Source organism: Gluconobacter sp. Dm-74 (assembly GCF_018256135.1).
In the GTDB taxonomy this organism is placed as follows: Bacteria; Pseudomonadota; Alphaproteobacteria; order Acetobacterales; family Acetobacteraceae; genus Gluconobacter; species Gluconobacter cadivus.
Genome location: NZ_JAERLX010000005.1, coordinates 175,478 through 199,185, shown reverse-complemented (window position 1 = coordinate 199,185; position 23,708 = coordinate 175,478). Strand labels below are relative to the sequence as shown.

Sequence of the window (23,708 nt, the reverse complement as noted above, 5' to 3'; positions counted from 1 at the left end):
CTGCCACCTCTTCGCGATCACCGCGCGAAAATCATGCGCTCGTGGACATTCCAGAAAGGCACTCAACATGTCTAGACATGTCATGAAAGTTTCATCGCTGGCCGCGCTTTGCATGGGGCTATCCGTCTTGTCCGTCCCCATCACAGCTTTTGCGGAAGATGAGGTGCCGTGCCCTCATCCGGACGGAATCACGTTCGCCATCGAGCCTTATGAGCCCATCAATACGCTTGAGCCCGTCTTCCGCGCCATCGGAGAACAGCTCTCAGAACGTCTTCACTGCCCGGTCCATGTCATGATTACGGTGTCCTACAGCGCCGAGATCGAGGCCATGCGTTCCGGCCATACGGACCTCGGACTGTTTGGTCCGCTGGGATATGTGATGGCTCACAAGATGGCGGGCGTCGATGCCATCGCGGTCCTCTCCACACCCACCGGGCAGGCAGGCCTCTACACCGCCAGCATCGTCACGCGCCCGTCGACTGGAATCCATGATCTGGCCGGACTCAGGGGGCGCAGCTTCGCCTACTCCGATCCGGCCTCCACTTCGGGCCATCTGCTGCCGGCAGCGGCCCTGCGCAAGGCGGGGCTGGATCCGGACCATGACCTTGCCGTTCGTTATGCCGGCACGCATACCGCCGCTTTCGAAGCCATTCGCAACGGTCAGGTCGATGCCGCCGAACTCAACAGCGAAACAATCGCCGATGCGCGCGCGGTTGGCGAGTACGACCCGAAGGATTATGTGGTTCTCTGGCAGTCCGAACCCATCCCGCAAGGCCCGATTGCGGTTGCAGCCGGTCTCTCCCCGGCTTTTCGCCAGAAGCTCCTGACCGCGCTTATGAGTGTGGATGTCAGCAAAATCCGCCTCAATGATAACGGAAAAGATACGGTTGCCGCCTCCCGTCTGACACCGCAAACAGATGCCGCCTATGACGGAATCCGCAACCTCACGCCCATCATTGGCGTCGATACGCATCGGGGGCCGTGATGAGCGAGACGACGGACCGCTCCCTGCTGCTGCGTGGGATCACCAAATCTTATGAAACAGGTGCAGGCGGTTCGAAAACCGTTCTTGAGGGCATCGATCTGCATATCGGCCCCGGAGAACTGGTCGTGCTGCTCGGTGCAAATGGCAGCGGCAAGTCCACGACGCTCAAAATCGCATCAGGCATGATTGCGCCTACCGCTGGGGAAGTCCGGATCGGCAGGACCGATATCACCCAAATGCGTGGAGAAACCCGACGACAGTCCCGCATGAAACTGGGCATGGTGTTTCAGGATGCCCGCCTCATCAGGCGCAGAAGCGTCCTGTCCAATGTCCTGTGCGGCACCCTTGGACGTCATCAGAACATCGCCACAGCGCTGGGATTCCTCCCTCAGTCCGAACGTCCCCTCGCCATGGCGTGTCTGGAACGTGTAGGCTTGGGCGCTCTGGCGGGTCAGCGGGCTTCCACGCTGTCAGGGGGACAGGCGCAGCGTGTTTCTGTCGCCCGCGCCCTGGCCCAGAAGCCATCCGTCATTCTGGCTGACGAACCGGTAGCCAGTCTGGATCCTGAATCCGCAGAAGAAGTCATGACCCTGCTGACGACAGTGGCCCGGAACGAGCGACTGGCTGTTCTCTGTGTTCTCCATCAGATCGATCTGGCGCGCCGTCATGCAACCCGTCTCATTGGGTTGAAAAAAGGCCATATCGCCTTTGATCTGCCGGCCTCCGAAGTGACCGACACCATGATCTCGACCCTCTATACAAGATACGCCCCATGACCAGAACAAATATCCAGCCCGCTCCCGACAGCGGCAACGCGGCGGTCGCCCGCTTTTCGTCAGGCACGTTTCTGGGCTGGGGCGGAGCGGCCATCCTGCTGTTCATTCTGGCGCAGGCCGCCCATAACACACAGGTCAGCCCCACCAATCTCATTACGGGTGCCGGGCGGATTGTAGATATCGTCGGACGCGCGGTTCCCCCAGACTGGAGTCAGCTTCCATCCGAATGGGGCCCAACCCGCGAGACGATCGACATCGCCCTGATCGGGACAGCGCTGGGGGCCATACTGGCCTGTCCGCTGGCCCTTCTCTCGGCACGTACGCTTGTTCCCAATCCGGTCATCCGCATGCTGGCCCGGAGCATCGTCGCCTTGCTTCGGGCTGTTCCCGACCTCGTCTGGGCACTGATTTTCGTAACAGCCGTTGGTCTGGGGCCATTTCCCGGTGTCCTGTCCTTAATTCTGCATACCGCTGGCATGCTTGGCAGACTAGGTGCGGAAATGATTGAAGACATGGACGTGATGCCCCTGGAAGCGATGGAACTGGCAGGCGCCAATCGACTACAGATTTTCATACACGGCATTCTCCCAACTCTTATGCCTTCAATGTTTGGTCTGATCCTTTACAGACTTGATGAAAACCTGCGCTGTTCCCTAGTGCTGGGGTTTGTCGGCGCGGGCGGCCTAGGCTTTCAGCTTTTCACAGCCATCAGTCTCTTTCAGTATAGGACTGCGTCGCTTCTGCTTCTGATGATTCTGGCAATTGTTCTCATCGTGGAAACATCGTCTTCAGCAATAAGAAAACGACTGATGTGATCAATCTCCGCAAATTTTCTGGGATACACTGAAGCAGCTTGATACCCAGAAGATACCGCGCTCTGTGCGTCTTGAAAGGCTTATGACAATACCAGAAGCAGAGCCAAAGCGGTAAACGACACCCCTATCGCCTTCGTTTCAGGTAACTATGGTGCATAACCCTTTTCTGAAAGCGAAATATGAGACGTCTCACCATCGCCGTCATATCCTGTTTATCCCTCCTGTTAACGGCATCTGAGGCGTTCGCTCAGAATTTTCCGGTTGAGCGGGCTGTCAACAATCTCGGCTTTCAGACGACTTATCAGAAAACAATTTCGGTCTGTGCGTCAGGGTGTGATTATTCCAGCGTTGTAGCGGCATTTACTGCTGCGGTCGGTCAAGCGCACAAACTTGCCACTCACGGCATCATCGTCGTCTCCGTTGCTGACGGCACCTATACCGAGACCGCACAGGCCTTCACGAACGATCCGGCGTCCTCTACGGTTCAGGTTATCGGAAACACCCACGACCTGACAAAAGTGCAAGTCAATTTCACCCATATCTCTGGTACGAACCAGAGCGGATTCATCGCAATCGGCGGCGGCCAGATTGGCCTGATCGACGGCATGACCATCAATGGTATTGGCGCACAGGCGTCCCATACAAACACCCGGACGACATGGAAGAACCAGTCTTACGGCGCGGGGATCATGGCGCAGGGAGGATCGGTCATCAATCTCGGCCCGCACATGGATATCGAACATTTCTACTACGGCGTCGAAGCAGACGATGGCGGTGTTGTGAATGCCCGTTCGGGGGGTGTGAAAGCCGGAGATGCCGGCGATGTTGCATTTATGGCAAGGGGAAATGGCGTCATCGTCTGCACACCCTGTACGGCCGTTCGGGTCAGCGACCTCACCAATCCGGACACAGCAAAACTGGGCTATTGCTACGATGCCGAACGCGGAGGTGCGCTTTATATCGACGGTTCGACATGCTCACAGTTCGGGTCGGGAGGACTTTACGCGCTAACCAACGGGAAAATGTGGGCGCACGGCGTAACCGTTTCCAATCCGCTGAACACAACTCTTGCGAAGGGCGCATACGCCTTGACCGGTGGCGTCATCGAAAGCCAGAACTCAACCTTTTCAGGGGGCTACATCGGCGCAGAAGCGCAGGATCTCGGTGTCATTACCTGCAATTATTGCACATTCAAAGGAGCGTCTTCCGATGGCGTTGTCTCTGACGGAGGCGCTTTTCTGGCGGGATCTTCGGTCTCTCAGGACAATGCGGGCTATGGCTATCATGCCATTCATCAGGGCGTCATCCGGATCTATGGCGTAACCGCGAAAACGACCGGAAACACAGCGGGAAAATTCGCAGCAGACACAGCAGGGACGGCAAATGGCGTTGCCTATACCGCCGCTTCGGTTTTCGTCGGCAACTGAATACTCGCGGCAGGCTCGCTGTTTCCAATCAACCCAGCCGCCTCCGGGCGGTTTTTATATCTGGAGAACGCTTCTTTCAGACCAAAAAGCAGATTAAAGACTGTATCCCATTCTCCGATACAGCCCGTTAATCACCGAAACGCTGTGTCTCGCCTCGGCCAGATCAGGCGTTTCGTCCGTATTGTCGTAACCAAACCCCATATCATCGCCCAGCCACTGAACCACGATCCCGTCTCTTCTGGACACAACATAGACGTTTCCAAAACTCATACTGCACAGCGCTTCCGGCTGGGGAATGAGCCACGCGATCTGTCCACGTACGGGCACGATGCTGTTGTCATTCCACAGCGCCCGCGCGCCATATCCGGTACAGTTGATAAAAACCGGTTCTGGAAGACCTGTCAGTTCAGACGGATGATGCAGGGTCAGGATCTTGATCTTTCCGCCCTGCTCCAGAAACTGCCGCATCAGATAGTCCGAGTAGCTGGCAACATTGAAAATCAGATTGGGCTTCTTGTGCACTTCCGAATAAGGAAGCCGGCTGTCATCCACCCGGATCAGGTTCCCCTGCGGCTCGATGTCCCGGATGCGCTCGTCCAGTCTGGCATAACCGATTGGATCTGCGTGAGGGGCGGAGGGTTCACGGGAATGCAGGCCATAAAACGTGTCCCATTCCACCGGATTTCCCGGCAACCCCTGAAGGCTTTGATAACAAGAGAACGAATACCGGGCCATGCTCTCCCACCGTGCGGCAAATTCCGGTGTAACGGCGTCTGCGCGCGCAATGCGGGACGATGGCGTCCAGCTTCCGGACGCCCGTGACGAGCGGACGAACGGCGGCAGAGCCTCGGTATAGATCGTCACCTGCGCGCCAGCCTGCTGGGCGACGATGGCGGTTGTCAGACCAATCGCACCACACCCGATCACCCCGATATTCCGACTGACAGGCAATGCCCGCTCCACAGCCAGCTTCGCGCTCCCCCATGACAGCGACCAGCCGCTGCCACCATGTCCATAATTATGGACAACCGTCTTGTGCCCGACCTGAACAACATCCAGACGCGGCCCGGCGGCCCTGAAAGGACGCAGGCAGACCGTAATGCGGTCAATCCTGTCCGTCCGCGCCCGAATGACCGGAATGGAACGGACGTCAGCATCCAGATCGGGATTGAAAAGCGGTCGGGTCGCGCAGGCGGAAAGGCCGGAAAGACCGACAACGGACGCCCCGCCTGCCATGACATGCCGACGGGAAAGAAGAGGCATCATAAAACCTTCCGGCTGGGACAGTGCATTCGATGGAAAACGAGCATCAGGCAAGCCGGGCAGGAAGGGAATTCTCAAAAAGCCTGCAAAGCATAGCCTCAGGTTATGGCCGCCCTGAAAAGCAGCCTCGGAAACGTTCCGCCACATCTCCTTTTGCAAAAGAAACGTAAAAAGAGTTTCATTCATTGCGGAAGGTACCGGAGCCCGCATCCGCACCTTTCGCGAAACATTCAGCAACCCGCCTTCAGAACAAGGACCGCCAATGCGCCTGCGCCAGATCGAAGTTTTCTATGCGATCATGACGACGGGTTCGCTACGACGCGCCGCGGAGCTGCTTCATGTCTCGCAACCAGCCGCCAGCAAGGTTCTGCGCTACGCTGAACAGTCTTTGGGATTTGCGCTGTTCGAGCGGGCGGGAGGACGGCTTGTTCCAACGCGGGAAGCCCTCATCATGCTGCCACACGTCAACGCCATTTTCGAAAAACTGTCCGACCTCAAGCGCCTGACCAACAATCTGCGTTACGCGCGCGATGGGCACTCGATCAGTATCGGATGCGTACCGAGTCTGGGTCTGGGACTGGTGCCCCGCGTGGTGCAGCGTTACCGCAAGGATCATCCGGGCATGGAACTGACGATCGATGCCATGCACGGCACCGAAATCGTCTCGCGCATCATGAACCATGACCTCGATCTCGGAATCGTCTTCGGCGATTACACATTCGAAGGGATGACGGCCCTGCATCTTGCGGATATCCCGCTGATGATGATCGACGAAGAAGGCGGTGAAGGTCCGGTCAGCGTCACCGACATTGATCCCGAACGCTATATCGGGTTGAGCGAAAACGATCCCACAGCCCGCATGCTCGACATGCTGCTGGAAGAAGCGGGCGTTCCGGCCAAGACCCATGTGCGGGTTCGAACCCATTTCATGGCCGCCGAACTCGTGCGCCTCGGAGGAGGATGCGCCATCGTGGATGCCGTAACGGCCCTGCATCATCCGGGACTGTCACCGCCCCGCCCCCTTTCTCCGCCTCTGAGCGTCAGCTGTACCGTCTTGTTCCGGGCCGATCATGCTCTCTCGCATATTTCGCAGGATATCCTCGCCCTGCTCCGAAGCGAACTGGATGTCGATCTGCGCGCCCTGAAAAAATCCTGACAAAATGACGGGCAGATCTTAACCCGAGGTTAAGAGCACACTGCATCTTAGGACAGGACAGTCAGACCGTTTCGTGCTCTGAATGATGCTTCTTTTCGCAGGGCCCCGATGAATCCGGGGCCGGGAAATCGTATTCAGAGCCGCCCATGATCCAGCCTGCCCGACAGTCCCTCATGCGCGCCATCTCGGCAGCGCTCCTTCTTTGCACGACATGCGCCACACACGCCGCAACGCTGCCCGCAGGACTACCCGAGGGCCTGACCGAACAGGTTATTACCACAACGGTAGAACATGCCCGCTCGGCCTTTGACGTGCCGGGAATTGCGGTAGCCGTGGTGCAGGACGGCGAGATCGTGTTCAGCCGTGGCTACGGACGACGCACACAGGACAGCGCGAGCGCGCCCGTCGACGCCCGCACTCTGTTCGCCATCGGCTCCAACACCAAGGAATTCACCGCAACGGCACTGGCGCAACTGGTGGATCAGGGCAAACTGGGATGGAACGACCGTATCATCGATCACATGCCGGAATTCCGCGTCGCCGATCCGTCCATCACGCGGGACTTCCGCGTCTCGGATCTGCTGACACATCACAGCGGCATGGGACAGGGCGCAGGAGACCTGATGCTGTTTTCGCACAGCACCTTCACGCGCCCGGAGATTCTGGCGGCTCTGCCGTTCATGCCCTTTACGGCCCCCTTCCGCAGCGATTACGCCTATAACAATCTTCTGTATGTCGTGGCGGGCGCTCTGGTGGAGCGCATGACGGGCCAAAGATGGGAAGAGGTCGTCCAGAAACATCTGATCGACGCCGCAGGCCTTCCCGCCTGTCAGAGCACGCCACCGGTCAAAGGCCAGACAGACGTGGCCATCGGCGAAGGCGAGAGTACCGTCCTGCCAGACCGCAGCGCCCTGCACCTGCCAGCCGTCGCACCGGCAGGCGGCATCTGGTGCAGCGCCGATGGCGTAGCACGCTGGGCCCAGACCTATCTCAATGGCGGCCGCGCCCCGAACGGCCGACAAATCTTCAGTCAGGCCAGCCGCGACGCGCTCTGGGCACCACACGGAATTCTGCCCCTGCCTGACACGGCCGAGGCCACAAAGACCCATTTCCGCGCCTATGGTTATGGTTGGTTCATGGAAGATTTCTTTGGCCTCAAGCGCGTCTGGCACACGGGAACCATCAGCGGAATGGTCAGCTATGTGACGTTCCTGCCGGAGCGGAAATCAGCCATTATCGTTCTGACCAACCATTACAGTCACGCGGCTCCTTTCGCCATCGCGACGGAACTCAGCGCCTATGTCGCGAACGGCAAAAGTGCGGACTGGGTTACGTATTTCCTGAACGAGCAGAATGCCAAAGAGGCGGCGAACAGGAAAAAAGCCGCCGAAACCGGCCCTGGCTCGCCCGCCCGACCTTTCATCACGCTCCCGGATGAGGCGCAAAAGGACTATATCGGAACCTATCGCGATGACTGGCGCGGCCCGATTCCGGTCAGTCGCCGGGGAAAGGATCTGCGGATGTCTTTCAGCCATGCTGACGGCCTGACCGGGACCCTCTCCGCCCTGCCGCATGATCTGTTCGTTGTTCGCTGGGATGACCGCGGGCAGGACGCTGATGACGATTCCTATGTCCAGTTCGAGCGCGACACGTCCGGTCAGGTGACCGGTCTGAAAATGCAGGTTATCGGTTCGGATTTCAGCTTCGATGCACAGGATCTGCACCCGGAGAAAATCAGTTCTTCTCCCGAAGCACTGACTCCCTGATTTATTGTTTTCATTACAAAACAACGCCTTAACCGCAGGTTATGGGAAGATGGCCTCTTTGCATTGGCCCGAGCGGTTTGGGAAATGTAGGTTTTGATCATGATAATGGCGCAGGGGATTATAACATCTCCCTGCGCCCGGCCTCTGGACGTTCGGGACTTTTATGGCTGGCAAACGGACCATCACCATCATCGGCGGAGGCGTGATCGGCCTGACAGCCGCCTACGCCCTCGTCCGGGAAGGGCATGACGTCACCCTGATCGAACGTCGCGAAGACGTTGGGCAGGAAGCCAGCTTCGCGAATGGCGGCCAGCTCAGCTACCGCTATGTCAGCCCGCTGGCCGATGCCGGGATCGCGCGGGACGCCCTGGGCTGGCTGTTTCGCCCGAACTCCCCGATTTCTCTGCGCCTGAAGGCCGATCCGTCCCAGTGGCGCTGGCTGCTCGCGTTCCTGCTCGCCTGTAACCGGCAGACAAACCGCCGAAATGCTGGCGTCCTGCTCGATCTAGCGCTCAGTGGGCAGGCGGAACTTCAGACCTATCGCGAAGAGGGCTTGCGGGACTTCCTGTGGCGGCGTCCGGGAAAGCTCGTCCTGTACCGCAACGCCACCACTTTCCACAAAGCCGCGAAATCCGTCAGCGACCCGCAGCGCCAACATGCGCTCTCCCCGTCCGAATGCGCGGAGATCGAACCCGCCTTCGCAGGTCTGCGTGACAAGATCGCGGGCGGTATTTTCTCGCCCGAAGACGAAGTCGCAGACTGCTTCCTGTTCTGCGAAGCCCTGCGCGATGCCCTCGCATCGGCACCAAATTTTCGGCTCATCCATGGCAACGCCACCCTCACGGCTGGTCCCAGAAACCGTTGTACCGTCCTGCTTGAGGGCAAGCCGTTCGAGACCGATCTCGTCGTTCTCGCAGCCGGGATCGCCTCCCGCAAACTGGCCCGCCCCTTAGGGGTCGATCTGCCTCTTTACGGTCTGAAAGGCTATAGTCTGACTACAAGCCCGCGCCCCGGCCTAGTTCCTTCGGTCAGCGTAACGGATTATGATAACCGCGTGGTCTATGCCGGGCTGGGCGACCGCCTGCGGGTTGCCGCGATGGTCGATATCGGCGCGCAGGACACACGCCTAAACCCCAAACGCCTCCGCGAACTCCGCGCGCTCGTGAACGAAACGCTTCCGGGTGCGCTGGGCCAAGGCACAGGGGGTCAGGGTGACGATACGCCCTGGGCCGGACTGCGCCCCGCTACCCCTACAGGCGTCCCGATCATCGACCACACCCGGTATGACAATCTTCTGCTCAATGTCGGACAGGGCGCCCTTGGCTTCACGCTTTCGGTCGGCTCGGCCCTGAGACTGAAAGAGATCGTGGCCGGGTGCGATTCCCGCGCCGTCAGTTGAAAAAGGAACAGGTTTTTATGCAGACCACCCGCCGCACGGTTCTTCTTGGCGGCGTCGCTGCCACCCTGTCCGCGACGGGATTCAGGGCCCGCGCCGCAGCCCCCCTTCAGGGGCTAAAAGGCCTCGGCCAGCCGGTCGAAATTCTGGAAGACCACTGGGGCGTCCCTCATGTCCGCGCGCAAAGCATCCCCGACGCCTTTTTCGCAGACGGCTATCTAATCGCCCGCGACAGGCTGTGGGAGCTGGATTTCGGCCATCGCCAGTCTCTGGGGCGTCTGGCGGAAGTGTTCGGCCCGGCCTTCGTCCCCTCCGACACGGCCAACCGGCTGGTGCTGTTTCGCGGTAATGCCGAGGGCGAACTCGCGGCCTTTCCTCAACTGACCCAGGACTGCGCGCGCGCCTATGTCGCCGGGATCAATGCGCGCATCGCGGAAGTCATCGCAACGCCCGCCCTCCTGCCGCCAGAGTTCAGCATTTTCGCCACGACCCCCCTGCACTGGAATGTGCTGGACCTGATCCGCATCCGCGCCGAAGTTACCGGCAACACCCGCACCGAAATCCGCCGCGCTCGACTGGCCGCACGCGGAGCACTGGCCTACGACGCCCTCATCACGCCGCTGGAACCCGTCCATGATCTGCAAGTGCCGGACGGGCTGGACACCGCCGCCATCAGCGAAGCCGATCTCGGACTATTCGGCGTGCTTCAGGCTCCCCTGCCCCGCCACGACATCCGCGCCGCAGCCGATGACGGCACGCGACGGAGGAATGAGGGCAGCAATGCGTGGGTCATTGCCCCCTCCCGCACCGCAACCGGCCGCCCAATTCTGGCCAATGATCCACATCTCTCCTTCGGCGTGCCCGGCCCGCGTCATGTCATTCATCTGACGGCGCCGGGGCTGGATGTGATCGGAGGCGGCGGGCCGGGTATGCCCGGGGTGATGCAGGGCCATAACGCGACGATCGCCTTCGGGCGGACAAATTTCCATATCGATCAGGAAGACCTGTTCATCCTGCACACCAACCCCGCCGACCCGCTGCTTTATGCCCATCAGGGCGGCTGGAAACGCATGGAACAGGTCGAAACGCGGATCGCAGTCCGTCGTGAGGCCGAGCGCGTGGTGAGCCTGTTCTATTCCGTGCACGGGCCGATCGTCTCGCGCGATCCGGCACGCAACCGCGCCACTTCAGTCTCCGCCACCTGGCTCGCCCCCGGCGCGAACGGGCTTCTGGCCAATATCGGGATCAATCTGGCCCATGACTGGCCCAGCTTCCGCGACGCCCTGCGCGTCCATACCAGCCCGACCAATTTCACCTATGCCGATACGAGCGGCAATATCGGCTGGCAGGCCGCAGGCGGTCTGCCGCGTCGCGCACCGGGACATGACGGGCTGATGCCCGCGCCGGGAGACGGGCGATACGACTGGCAGGGTCTTCAGCCGCTCGAAGCCCTACCCAGCAGCTTCAACCCCGCACGCGGCTGGTTCGGAACATCCAATGAGATGAACCTGCCCCCCGACTATCCGGTCGAGGAACGGCGCGTCAGTTTCGAATGGCGCGACGGCTTCCGCCACGAGCGCGTGGCTCAGGTGCTGGATGCCACGCCGCGTGCGACCCTTGCCGACAGCGTGGCCCTGCAACATGACACGTTCTCCGTGCTGGCGCTGCAAATGGTCCGGCTTCTGCCCGATGTCCCGCCCGACCTTGCCGCAGAGGCCGCAGTGCTCAAAGCATGGAACGGCCGCGTGGATGCGTCGAGTGCAGCCGCCGCGCTGTATGAAGTCTGGTGGACCCGGCTCGAACGCGCCCTGCACGCGCTCATCATTCCGGCCGCCCTGCACGACCTGCTGCCGGGGCCGGTGAACGCCACGGTTCAACTCTCCCTGTTCCAGTCCCCCGACGCCCGCTTTGGCGCAGATCCGGCGAGCGCGCGGAACAGGATGCTCGTCGAACAGTTCCGGGAAGCCGTTCAGGAGTTGCGGAAGCGCCTCGGCCCACTTCCCGCCGCATGGCGTTGGGGCGCGCTCCATACCATTACGCTGCGCCACCCGCTCGCTTCCGTCCCGGCCATCGCTGCGGCTTTCCCCACAATCGGCGGTCCCTCAGCGCAGAGCGGCGGAGATCCCTATACCGTCATGGCCCGCTGGTACAGTCCGCAGACCGGCGGTGCCGACGCCTATGCCACGACCGGAGGCGCCAGCTATCTGATGGTGTGTGACGTCGGCGACTGGGACCGCTCACTCTATCTCAACTTCCCCGGGCAGTCCGCCGACCCGAAATCGCCGCATTACGCCGATTTCCTGCCCGTCTGGCTGCGTGGGGCCATGCAACCGCTGTCTTTCAGCACCCGCAATGTCGATGCGGCCACTGTCCGACGTATGACACTGCGACCGGAGGATCGGCCATGAGCAACTGGCATATTCGCAACCTCGCACTGATCGCCCTCGCGGCCCTGTCTTCAACCGCACAGGCGCAGACACGGGTCCAGACGCCCACCGAGACCACCCATGCGCTGGATCATGTTCTGACGCAGGGTGAGGTCCGTCCGCTGGCCGCCATTGCCGCCGTCCGTCTGCGCCATGGTCAGGTTGCTTACAGCTATTATGGCGGCTTTGCGCGACAGAGCCCGGACGGAACGGTGCCCGTCGGGCCACAGACGCTCTTTCGCATCGCCTCGATTTCAAAGGTTGTCACGACCATCGGATTGATGGAACTGGTCGAGCAGGGCAGGATCAACCTCGATCATGATGCCTCCGACTATCTGGGCTTCCGGCTTCGCAATCCGGATTTCCCCCAGACACCGATCACGGTGCGGATGCTGCTCAACCACACGTCCAGCATTCGCGACGGTGACAGTTACACACTCCCTCCCGGACACCGCATCAGCGAAGTCTTCGACGCAACCCACAAACCCGGTGATGCCAGCTATCATTTCGCCCATGGCGACGGACACGCGCCGGGCACATGGTTTGCATACTGCAATCTCTGCTATGGCCTTATCGGCACGATCATGGAGCGTGTCAGCGGCGAGCGCTTTGACCGTTACCAACAGGCGCATGTGCTTGATCCGCTCGGGATTGATGGCGGCTATAACCGCGCCACCCTCACCCATCCCGAACGTCTGGCCACGCTCTACAGCCACCAGCCCACAGGATGGAATGCCGAGACAGACACCCTGCCGCTGGTGCAGGTCTGGGATCCTGTCGCACTCGCCCAATACAAGCCCGGAACCAATGGCACGTTGTTTGCCCCTCAGGGCGGCCTGCGGATTTCCATGGAAGGGCTGACCCGGCTGGCCCGCTTCATGCTCGGCCACGGCACGCTGGACGGCAAAACGTTGCTTTCGGCCCACAGCATCGCCCTGATGCAGACACCGACATGGCAGTATGACGGCCAGAACGGCGACTGCCCTTACCCGATCGCCAGCTATGGTCTGAGCATGGCGCGCCTGACCGGAGCACGGAATTCTTCGGGCCGCGAAACCCGGCCCTATAAAGGCTATTCCGGCGATCTGGCCGGCCATCTGGGGGATGCCTATTCGCTGCATTCAGGCTTCTGGTACGACCCTGCAACCGGCGACGGCTTCCTGTTCGCCGCAGATGGTTTCCCCGACGCCGGGCAGGAACGTGCGGGCACCTATTCATCATTCACCCGCGTCGAGGAAGAGATCTTCACCGCCCTCGCCGGAGCCGGGAAAGACATTCCATGACCCTTCGCCTGTCCCTCCTTGCTGCCTCGGCGCTCCTTGCCTCCACAATCTCCGGCGCAAACGCAACCCCCACGCAGGACAAAATCCAACTGGGTACCCTTCTGGCCATGCCCTATGCCAACGGCCTGACCGGGGCTGCGAAATCGGCGCGTCTGGCCTGGGTCGAACGTCGGGACGGCGTCCGCAATATTCTGATCTCGGACGGAGGCGCTGCCCCCCGCAGGGTCACGGCCTATACGCAGGATGACGGGACCGATCTGTGGGGCCTCGCTCTCAGCCCGGACGGACAGACACTGGCCTTCGTCGAAGGCGGCGATGCGGAATATCCCAACGACCACGCCCCCAATGCCGGCAACGCCGCTGTCCCGGGCAAGGAAACCGTGCGCGTCCTCCTGCCCGATGGCCGAACCGTCACCGCCGGAGAAGGACATAGCCCCGTCTTCTCCCCGGACGGACGCCTGCTCGCCTTCATGCGCGGCGGCACGCTTCTTGTTGGGCAGCCGGGCCAGACGCCGCGCGTGGTCATGACCACGCCGGGCGACATCACCGCCCTGCACTGGTCCCCGGACAGTAACCGTCTCGCGATCGAAATTGACCGGGGCTCCCACAGCCTGATCGCGCTCTGGGACGCCAGAAACAGCAGCGCCGCACCCGTATTCCTGCCCGCCGCACTGGGCCACGATCAGGACGCGACCTTCTCGCCAGACGGACGCTCCATCGCCTTCGTCCGGGCCTATCAGCCGCTTCTGACGGCCGAATGCGGCAAGGGACATTTCTGGTCCCTTCAGGTCTATGACACCGTCTCCGGCGCAGAGCATATGCTTTGGACCGCACCGGAAGGCACCGGGAACCTCTTCTGGGCGCCCGAAGGCATGGACCTGACATGGACCCGCAGCGGACAGCTCCTGTTCCCTTGGGAAGGCAGCGGCTGGCTGCGTCTCTGCGCCCTCAGCGTCACTGCACCGGCCTCAACACCACACTGCCTGACGCCGGATCAAGCCGAAATCACGTCTTACCGTCTGTCAGCGGATGAAACACGCCTGCTCTACACCGCCAATATCGGCGATCCGGATCACTGGCGCGCCTGGTCCCAGCCCCTCGATAACACCCAGCCCGTAGCCCTCAGCGCACCCAATGAACAGGTTATGGATCTCACACTGGCGGGACCGGCCATCGCCATGATGGCCACCCGCGCAGACCAGACCGCCCACCCGGTCGTGCTTCAGGGCAACGTCCGACACGTTCCCGTGACGCCCGCCTTCCCAGACGGCTTCACATTCACAACGCCCCAAATCGTCCATTTCCGCAGCGAGGACGGCCGCGACATTCACGGACAACTGTTCCTGCCGCCCGCCGGAACACCCGGCCCGCATCCGGCGCTGGTCTTCGTGCATGGCGGCCCCCACCGCCAGATGCTCCCGGCCTTCAATCCGATGGGCTATTATTCCAATGCCTACGCCATGAACCAGTTTCTGGCATCGCGCGGGTATGTGGTGCTGGCCGTCAATTACCGCAGCGGCACCGGCTACGGCATGGACTTCCGGACCGCCCCCGGAATCGGCCGTGCCGGTGCGAGCGAATACAAAGACGTTCGCGCAGCCGGACTGTTCCTGCGCAGCCGCTCAGATGTGGCCCCGGGCAAAATCGGCATCTGGGGCGGAAGCTGGGGTGGTTATCTGACCGCTCTGGCTCTGGCCCGCAACAGCGACCTGTTCGTAGCCGGAGCAGATTTTCACGGCGTCCATGACATGACAGAGCCAGATCATTCTGGCCTCTCCCCCGAAGAAAAACAGCGGGAAAAGGGCAGCGAATGGCGCTCCTCCCCAATCGCCGACATCGATCACTGGCACTCGCCCGTTCTGCTGATCCATGGCGATGACGACTTCAACGTCGAATTCGAACAATCCGTTCTTCTGGCCCGTATGCTCGTGGAGCGGAACATTCCGTTCGAAGATCACGTCTTCCCCGGCGAACGCCATGCTTTCCTGCGGACACAGGACTGGCTACAGGCCTATCTGTGGACGCTGCATTTCTTTGATACAAAGCTTCCGGCCATACAGTCTCATTGATCTTCTATCGGATCTGCCAACGGAAAAAATATCCTGAAATGGCAGATCCTCCCGGAAAACGGGCCATCATTTCCCCTGTCGCCCTCCAAATATTGCCTTCATGAAACGTCAGGGGATGGCGCGTACATAACTTCGGGTTATATGGCGCGCGCAGTTTCGACATCGACGCCTGCGTGACCGGCAGGCATATTAATTCGAAACCGAAACATCACCGCCCACTGGCGCTTATCGAAGGAACGAGGGTATGACCGCCAGACTGTCCCTGAAGTCTTATTTCCTGTCTTTTGCGGCCCTGTCATCGGGCGCAACATTCCTCATGCAGCAGCAGGCTTACGCTGCCGCAACAGTCTCCAAGCCTGCGGATACCAAGCACGCATCTTTGCAGCCTTCGAAACCCACCGCAAATCACAAAAAGACACAAAAACAGACTGACTCCAACCGGGAAGTCATCACTGTTACGGGCAGTCACATCGCAAACTCGCACATCAAGTCCCCGACCCCCATAAGCTCCCTCAACCAGCAGGAAATCCTGAACCAGGCGCCGAGCAACAACCTCGCCGACCTGATCAACCAGATGCCACAGTTCGCAGGCAGCCAGACGCCCCAGAACTCTGCCTACTCCCTCAGTGACGGCACAGCCGGCATCAACGCGCTCAACCTGCGCAACCTCGGCCCCGTCCGCTCCCTCGTGCTGATGGACGGCCGACGGATCACGCCTTCCGCCATCACCGGCATCGTCGACATCAACACAATCCCCCAGCAGCTGGTCAAACGCGTGGACGTCGTGACGGGGGGTGCGTCCGCGCAGTACGGCTCCGATGCCGTTGCAGGTGTCACAAACTTCGTACTCGACAAAACCTATACGGGCCTGAAAGTCAGCGCGGATTCCGGCATTTCAGATTATGGCGACGGTGAGAACGAACACGCTGCCATTGCCGGAGGCTTCGGTTTCGCGCATGGCAAGGGCCACGTCCTGCTCAGCGGCGACATCGCCCATCAGGACGGCATTTTCCACGTATCCCGCAGTTGGAACGTGAACGGCAGCCGCATCGTCGCCAATCCCGACTATGTCGCAGGAAACGGCCAGCCCTATTACCTTCGCGTCGGTGATGCAGGCACCAACAACGTCATGCCCGGCGGCATCATCAACGCCTCCACGGGCGGCGTGGCCAACTCCCTGCGCGGGATCTATTTCGGCCCCGGCGGCAGCGTCAATCACTACAACTACGGCTCGTTCTCAACGTCCAGCGTCTCGGTCGGCGGCGACCAGAACCTTGCCAACAACAACAAGAACATTGGCCTGGAGCCCCAGAGTGACCGCAAAAACCTCTTCGGACGCCTGAGCTATGACGTCGCGCCCTGGATGACCCTGTATGCGGAAGGCGCCTATAATGAGAGCGAATACGTCTACAATTCCGGCCCCCAGTATATCAGTTCGGTGTCCCTGAAAGGGACCAACCCCTATCTTGTCGATGCGCTCGGCGCGGCAGCCCTTCAGAACGTCTCGAATGTCACCGTCGGTACGACCGCGCTCGACATGCCGTATCGCCGGACCGATAACACACGCAACGTCCAGCGCTACACCTTCGGCGGCGAAGGCAATTTCGAGATGTTCGGCAAACGCGCGTCGTGGAGCGCTTACGGACAGTATGGCGTCACCCATACGCACGAGCAGATCTATAACGTCATGAACACGGCAAAAATCGCCAATGCGACCGATGCCGTGCGCAACTCCGCCGGACAGATTGTCTGCCGCTCGTCCCTGACCAATCCGGGCAATGGCTGTTCCCCCATCGACTGGCTGGGAACGGGCGTCATGTCTTCCTCATCCATCGGATACGTCCTCGACGCCCCGTGGCGCGACCAGCGGTTTCAGGAAATCGTCTCGGGCGTGAACCTCTCCACGATCCCGTTCGCAACATGGGCGGGCGACGTGAACGTAGCCGTCGGCGGCGAATATCGTGACGAACGCTCTTCAGGATATGTGCCGACCGAATACCAATCAGGCTGGTCCGTCGGGAATTACCGCCCGACCTTCGGCCATTACAGCGTCAAGGAAGCCTATCTCGAAACCGCCGTCCCGCTGGCTAAAGGCCTGTCCTTTAACGGCGCCGTCCGCGGTACGGACTATTCGACCTCCGGCTATGTCACGACATGGAAGATCGGCGGCACCTGGCAGCCCATCAGAGACGTCCTGTTCCGCGCCACGCAGTCGCATGACATCCGTGCTCCCAACATCAACGAACTCTACAATGCCGGCACATCCCAGACGACGACCGTGCTCAATCCGGAAACGGGCCTGACGAACACCGTTCTCGCCACCACGACGGGCAACACCAGACTGCGCCCCGAGACGGCCAATACGACCGTCGTCGGCGCTGTCATCACGCCGCGATACGTGCCCGGTATGGCCATCTCGGTCGACTGGTTCCACACCAAGATCAAGAACGCGATCCAGCAGTTCTATCCGCAGTCCATCATTAACGAATGTTATTCGGGCTACACCACGTTCTGTTCGGCCATCCGTCCCGACCCGACAGGCACGCGCGATCTCCTGATCAACGCCTCACCGTTTAACTTCGCCAAGCTCGAAACCAGCGGCATCGACATCGACGCGTCCTACACCTTCCCCCTCCGCCGCCTGCTGCGCGACGCTGACGGCAAGATTACCATCCACGGTCAGGCCACGAACTACCTGAAATATGTCTCGGACTCCGGCGTGGGCTACACGGTCGACACATCGGGCGACATTTCGTCCGGCCCGCCGCGCTGGATCTACCGTTTCTCGGCCACCTACAGCACAGACCGGTACAGCCTCACGGCCATCGCGCATGGCATCAGCGCAGGCAACTATTCCAACAGCTACATCCAGTGTTCGGGAACATGCCCTGCGTATAACGCCAACTATCCCACGATCAACAATAACCGCGTCACGGGCATTTTCTACTTCGACATGAACGCGACCTACAATCTTCCGGTCGAGAAAATCGGCAAGATGCAGATCTTCCTGACCGTCACCAACCTCGCCAACACGTCCCCGATCCTGCTGCCGGAAGGCGGGCTCGAAGCCGACGAAACCTACAGCAACCTGCTGGGCCGGGCCTATCGCGGCGGTATCCGCATGGAGTTCTGAGCCAGTCTATCCGCACCTGACCTACCCACGAGGCTGCCTGCCCGACCTGCGGGGGCAGCCTCTGTCTTTTCAGCCTTCAACCCATCTTCAGTCAGGGCCTTCATGCGTCAGATTTTCAACCACGCTTCGCACCGTTTGCCCCGGCCCTTCCACAAGCTGCTCTCCCGCGCCACCGCCGGACTTCCCGTCCTCCTGAGTGCCTGCGCCGTCCAGAGCACCCCGCCCCCGCTCAGCCCGCACGCCCTTGCGAAGCAACTCTCTCCCATCCTGCAACCTTCGCAGGATCAGGGCGTCCGATGGGGCATCGTCATTGCCACCGAAGACGGAAAAATCCTGTTCTCCCGCAACGCCAGCGGACGCTTCATCCCGGCATCGAACACCAAACTGTTCACCACAGCCGCCGCCATGGCCGAGCTTGCAGAACTGGACCACGCGGCAGCCGCACACCCCACAACGCTCCTGCTCGCCCACCGCCTCAACGGAGCACCGGACCTCATCCTGCGCGGCTCGGGTGATGCCGTCCTGTCCGATGACGCTGCCTGCAGAACCGACTGCCTGAAAACACTGGCGGATGCCGTCTCCGCCAAGGGCCTCAGACATATCCACGCCATCATCGCGGATGACCGGCTTTTTACGGACGAACGCTGGGGCGACGGATGGAGTTGGAACAACCTCCCAACCCAGTGGGGCACCGCCGTGTCGGCCCTGACGCTGAACGACAATACCGCCGCACTGACTATCCAGCCCGGAACCCATCCCGGCGACCGCCCAACCGCCCACTGGTCGGCACCCGACGAAGGCCTGTCCCTGCTCAATCAGGCTTTGACGGTCGCGGACGGAAAACCTGAACTGAGTTTTGAAAAGAAGCCCGGCGATAACCGCGTCGTCCTGAGCGGCACACTCCCGCTCACTGCTCCCGCCCAGACACTGAAAATCGGTCTGGACGATCCAGCCCTCTCAACTGCCCGTCACTTCAAATCCCTGCTGCGTGACGCAGGCATCCGGGTGCAGACGATGCAAGTCCGACACCGTCTGACGAAAATCACCCCTGATACGCCCACACCAGACGCAAGCATCCTCGCCACCCTGCCCGCCCCATATCTGAAAGACGATATCCGTCACCTGCTCAAAGTCAGCCAGAACCTCCATGCCGAGCTTCTGCTGCGCCGTCTGGCGCTCGTGCACGGAAACGGTTCGGTCGCGGACGGCCTCGCAGAACGCAGCCGGGCGCTGGCCGCGCTGGGCCTGTCTGCCGCAGGCGTCGCGCTTTATGACGGCTCGGGAATGTCCCCCTACAATCGCGTCACACCCCAGAGTGTCATTCAACTCCTGCGTCTCGCGGAGCTTCAGACCTGGGGCGCAGACTGGCGCGACGATCTTCCCCTCGCAGCGCAGGACGGAACGCTGGCGCACCGCTTCATCGGCACCCCCGTCGCGGACCACCTGCACGCAAAAACCGGCACACTCGCCGCCACGCATTCTCTGTCCGGCTATCTACACACCACGCACGGCCAGACACTTCTGATCGCCATTTTCGCAAACGATATCCCGGACGACCTGCCGCATCCGACCAAAATCATGGATGATCTCGTCACCGCCGTCGCCAAAGCCGAATAGCGGAAGACCCGGAGTCCGTCTCACATGCCTCACCCTTCTTCCGCGCACCCCGCCCGAAAAACGAGCATCGGCCGCCGCACCTTCATGGGCCTGTGCGCGGGAACTGCGGCCACATCATGGGCAACCGCTTCGGGACTGGCCGCCGGATGCCTCTCCCCGACCAAAGTCCGAACCGGCTACGACGTCCTCGAAGCCGATGGTTATCAGGCCCTCAGAGGCCGAAAACTGGGCCTGATCGCCAACCCCACAAGCGTGGACCGACATCTGCGTCATATCGCGGACCGTCTGCACGCCGCACCGGGTGTCAACCTGAAAGCCATTTTCGGACCAGAACACGGATTTCGCGGATCGGCACAGGCGGGTCATGCCGAAACAAAAAGCATCGACCCCCGCACAGGTATCCCCGTCTATGACATGTACACACTTTCCGGCCCAAAGCTGGATGCGCTCCTGAAATCTGCGGATATCGACCTTCTCGTCTTCGACATTCAGGATATCGGCGCCCGATTCTACACCTATATCTGGTCCATGTTCGACGCCCTCGCCGCCTGCGCCCGCTGCGGCATCGCGTTCATGGTTCTGGACAGACCCAACCCCATCACGGGCCTGCACCCTAGCGGCCCCACTCTCGACCCGGCCTTTTCTTCATTCGTGGGCAGGGTTCCGCTTCTTCTGCGACACGGCATGACCGTGGGCGAACTCGCACGCCTGTTCAACAGCCAGTTCGTGCCCCAACAGGCAGGGCGCCCCGCCCAACTCAGCGTCATCCCCATGACCGGCTGGCGGCGGGATCTGTATCTGGACGACACCGATCTCGTCTGGGTGCCCCCAAGCCCCAACATGCCTGACATCACCACAGCCCTCGCCTATCCGGGAACCTGCCTGTTCGAAGGCACAACCCTCTCGGTCGGCCGCGGAACGGCCTCGCCCTTCCTCACACTCGGCGCGCCCGATCTGGACGCAACCCGCTGGGTGGACAGCCTCAACGACGCCGCCCTGCCGGGATGCCTGTTCCGCGAAGACTGGTTCACACCCACCGCAGACGTCGCGAAAGAGCAGCTATGCCACGGGCTTCAGCTCGCCATCACGGAGCGCAGATCCTTCGATCCATTGCTGACAGGCGTAACCCTGCTTCAGAGCGCCCTCAAAATATCCGACCGCCCGATCTGGAGAAAATCCGGCGCAACCTTTGACATTCTCGCCGGCAGCAGCACCCTCCGCCAGCAGCTTTCCCAAAACCTGTCAGTCACCGAAATCATGGCAGGCTGGAAACCTGAGGAAGCGGCCTTCACTCAGAAACGCCACCCTTTCCTGCTCTACTAAAACTATAGGGTTTCTCATTTTTCAGATTCAGGCAGTGTTGATCTGAGGTAAAATCTGCTTCAGTCTTGGAAAAGACCTTAAACTGCTCATCACACGCGATCGATAGTCACCTATGTCCAATGATTTGTAAGAAATAAAATCCAACCGGCCGCCATGAGCATACAGGCCACAGAGATGGGTGCTCCGACACGCGAAAAAGTTGCAAAAGAAATTTTTACACCGCAGCGAGCTGCCTGTTCGACAACGATAATACCAGCAAGACTACCGAAAATTATCAGGTTACTAAAGAACCCTGTTCCCAGCGCCAAGGCTGCCCCTATAGCATTGACATTTGTACCCGGACTTAAAAATGGGACCAGCAACATAACAGTCGGATTATTCCCGATAATGTTGCTCAAGGTTGCGCTTGTTAAAAACAGGGACAAAGGATTGTTTAAATCAATTCCATACCTATGAAGATCATGCAAAATATTTTGAGGCAAACCGGTCTTCGACAGGGCCGCGTTCACGATAAACAAGCCCGATATCAGCAATAATAGATTTGCATCCACTCGCCGCAAAACATCGCTTGATGATATTTTTCGATTCAGCAATAGAATTGCTGCGGCTGTCAGTGCCACCAGTTCTTTTGGCCAGACATCCAGAACAAATGCAATAATTACAGCGATGGTAATAAAAATTGCCTTACAGGTTTCAGGAATATTCAAGGAATTTGGGGTTGTTTTGTCCGGATCTTCCCCTCCCGAAACCCCTGCATGCTCTAAAGTCCATTTGCCACGATACATCCAGGCAACAATGCCCCATACAATTGGCAGGGACAGCAAAGCCGGTATCCCAGCTACGGATAAGAAGCCTGTAAATGAAATCCCCAATTCCTGGGCCGCAATCATGTTCTGGGGGCTTCCAATTAAAGTCCCGGCTGATCCGGTATTGGCTGCAAAGCAGAAAGCCAGCAGAAACGGAACCGGATTAAGACCACGCGCCAGGGTAACGGATACCAGAAGAGGCGTCATGGCGACGACCACGACGTCATTCGTCAGCAGGGCAGAGAGGCCCCCAGACACAGCAACGAAAACGGCCAGAAGCGCTACGGGGCCAACAGAAAGCGTTGCAACTTTGCGTGCCGCCCATTCATAAAAGCCTGATTCAGCAAATGCGCCCGAAACGACCATCAGGCCGAACAGCATTCCGATCGTTCGATAGTCGACTGCCACCCATGCAGCCTTGGCCCCGATGCTGCCAACGGCCATCATCGCCATGGCACCAATCATGGCCGCGCCGGTGCGATCGACTTTGAAGCCGGGCAACTTGCCCAGCCCCATCGCCAGATAAACCATCAGAAAAATAAAAAGTGTTATATTCATAAACTATACCAGCCCAGACATCGGAAACATCAAAACTCAATTTTGAAGACCACTCCTGAGCAGCCGATTAAATATTTTCTTTTTTCGCCTGATGATATTCTTTTCTGATTTCCTCAATATCAACGGTCGGTTCAGGAAAACGCAGGTCCATATCCTGAAGGGTTTTCCAGATGATATTGGATACAGCCAGGTTCCTGAACCATTTGTTATTCGACGGAATAATGTACCAAGGCGCGTGTTTTGTAGAACATTTTTCCATCATGTCCTGATAGGCGGCAGTATACTTATCCCAGTATTCCCGTTCCTTATAATCAGCATCGCTGATTTTCCACTGCCGGGCCGGGTCATCCAGACGTTGACGAAAGCGTTCCAGTTGCTCTTCCGGCGTAATATAGAGGAAGAATTTCAGAATGGTCACATTGTTCGCAACGAGCATTTTTTCAAAATCATTGATAAGATCGTATCGATTTGACCAGATCTTTTTGGGAACAAGATCATGTACTCTCGTCACAAGAACATCTTCGTAATGCGATCTGTTAAAGACACTGACCTGTCCGCGAGCAGGTGTATGGGGATGCACACGCCATAGAAAGTCGTGAAGCCTTTCTTCTTCCGTTGGCTGTTTAAAACCATGCACGGATGTTCCCTGCGGGTTCATCGCTTTCATGACGTGCCAGCACGTTCCATCTTTACCGGCAGCATCAATCCCCTGAAGAACAATTAAAAGAGCATGTTTTTTTTCAGCATATAATTTTTGCTGATACGCACTGACAAGGGCCTGATGTTCTTCAATATCCTTATCGGCGTCATGCTCTGTTTTGTAATGCGCGTGATATGATGCGTTGACATCCTTAAGACGAACTTCAGTTTTCGGCTTAACGATCAATTTACGACGTAAATCCATAGCAA

At 59.6% G+C, this 23,708-nt stretch carries 16 protein-coding genes; 13 read left to right on the top strand and 3 right to left on the bottom strand.

The features are described from left to right. Positions 1-82: 82 nt before the first annotated feature. From JK208_RS09690 to JK208_RS09675, 4 genes are all read left to right on the top strand, one after another. Positions 83-985 (top strand): phosphate/phosphite/phosphonate ABC transporter substrate-binding protein, encoded by a 903-nt coding sequence (locus tag JK208_RS09690; protein ID WP_211575875.1) that lies wholly within the window; start codon positions 83-85, stop codon positions 983-985. Beyond that, on the top strand, positions 985-1,761 hold the full coding sequence (locus JK208_RS09685) for a phosphonate ABC transporter ATP-binding protein (protein ID WP_211575874.1): 777 nt from the start codon (positions 985-987) through the stop codon (positions 1,759-1,761). Before JK208_RS09690 ends, JK208_RS09685 begins: the two co-directional genes overlap by 1 nt. Beyond that, positions 1,758-2,576, top strand: coding sequence for a phosphonate ABC transporter, permease protein PhnE (gene phnE / locus JK208_RS09680; protein WP_211575872.1), 819 nt, complete (start codon positions 1,758-1,760; stop codon positions 2,574-2,576). Before JK208_RS09685 ends, phnE begins: the two co-directional genes overlap by 4 nt. A gap of 179 nt (positions 2,577-2,755) precedes the next feature. Beyond that, entirely contained in the window at positions 2,756-4,003 is a 1,248-nt protein-coding gene (locus JK208_RS09675) for a hypothetical protein (protein WP_211575871.1), read from the top strand. 93 nt (positions 4,004-4,096) lie between these two features. Here JK208_RS09675 and JK208_RS09670 read toward each other — a convergent pair whose 3' ends face one another. Next, positions 4,097-5,269, bottom strand: a complete 1,173-nt coding sequence (locus JK208_RS09670) for an FAD-dependent oxidoreductase (protein WP_249202073.1) — start codon at positions 5,267-5,269, stop codon at positions 4,097-4,099. A gap of 259 nt (positions 5,270-5,528) precedes the next feature. Here JK208_RS09670 and JK208_RS09665 point away from each other — a divergent pair, with 259 nt between their 5' ends. The 9 genes from JK208_RS09665 to JK208_RS09625 all read left to right on the top strand — a co-directional run bounded on the left by JK208_RS09665 (position 5,529) and on the right by JK208_RS09625 (position 21,435). Continuing rightward, positions 5,529-6,422, top strand: a complete 894-nt coding sequence (locus tag JK208_RS09665; protein WP_194262549.1) for a LysR family transcriptional regulator — start codon at positions 5,529-5,531, stop codon at positions 6,420-6,422. Positions 6,423-6,568: 146 nt separating this feature from the next. Continuing rightward, complete coding sequence (locus JK208_RS09660; RefSeq protein WP_249202072.1) at positions 6,569-8,188, top strand: serine hydrolase; 1,620 nt, start codon at positions 6,569-6,571, stop codon at positions 8,186-8,188. Positions 8,189-8,351: 163 nt separating this feature from the next. Then, entirely contained in the window at positions 8,352-9,587 is a 1,236-nt protein-coding gene (locus JK208_RS09655) for an FAD-dependent oxidoreductase (RefSeq protein WP_211575870.1), read from the top strand. A gap of 17 nt (positions 9,588-9,604) precedes the next feature. Continuing rightward, entirely contained in the window at positions 9,605-11,992 is a 2,388-nt protein-coding gene (locus tag JK208_RS09650; protein WP_211575869.1) for a penicillin acylase family protein, read from the top strand. Then, positions 11,989-13,293 carry a serine hydrolase gene (locus JK208_RS09645; RefSeq protein WP_211575867.1) on the top strand — a complete coding sequence of 435 codons (1,305 nt, stop codon included), beginning with the start codon at positions 11,989-11,991 and terminating at the stop codon, positions 13,291-13,293. The genes JK208_RS09650 and JK208_RS09645 overlap by 4 nt, the downstream gene beginning before the upstream one ends. Then, entirely contained in the window at positions 13,290-15,362 is a 2,073-nt protein-coding gene (locus tag JK208_RS09640) for a prolyl oligopeptidase family serine peptidase (protein ID WP_211575865.1), read from the top strand. The genes JK208_RS09645 and JK208_RS09640 overlap by 4 nt, the downstream gene beginning before the upstream one ends. 244 nt (positions 15,363-15,606) lie before the next feature. Beyond that, a complete protein-coding gene (locus tag JK208_RS09635; protein WP_211575864.1) occupies positions 15,607-18,495 on the top strand; it encodes a TonB-dependent siderophore receptor in 2,889 nt (962 codons plus the stop codon). 102 nt (positions 18,496-18,597) lie between these two features. Further along, positions 18,598-20,112 (top strand): D-alanyl-D-alanine carboxypeptidase/D-alanyl-D-alanine-endopeptidase, encoded by a 1,515-nt coding sequence (gene dacB / locus JK208_RS09630; protein WP_211575863.1) that lies wholly within the window; start codon positions 18,598-18,600, stop codon positions 20,110-20,112. Between the two features lie 24 nt (positions 20,113-20,136). Continuing rightward, complete coding sequence (locus tag JK208_RS09625) at positions 20,137-21,435, top strand: exo-beta-N-acetylmuramidase NamZ domain-containing protein (RefSeq protein ID WP_211575862.1); 1,299 nt, start codon at positions 20,137-20,139, stop codon at positions 21,433-21,435. A 110-nt stretch (positions 21,436-21,545) separates the two neighbouring features. Here the strand turns inward: JK208_RS09625 and JK208_RS09620 are convergent, their stop codons facing one another. Continuing rightward, complete coding sequence (locus JK208_RS09620) at positions 21,546-22,799, bottom strand: SLC13 family permease (RefSeq protein WP_211575860.1); 1,254 nt, start codon at positions 22,797-22,799, stop codon at positions 21,546-21,548. 67 nt (positions 22,800-22,866) lie between these two features. Beyond that, on the bottom strand, positions 22,867-23,703 hold the full coding sequence (locus tag JK208_RS09615) for a polyphosphate kinase 2 family protein (RefSeq protein WP_211575859.1): 837 nt from the start codon (positions 23,701-23,703) through the stop codon (positions 22,867-22,869). Positions 23,704-23,708 lie beyond the last annotated feature (5 nt).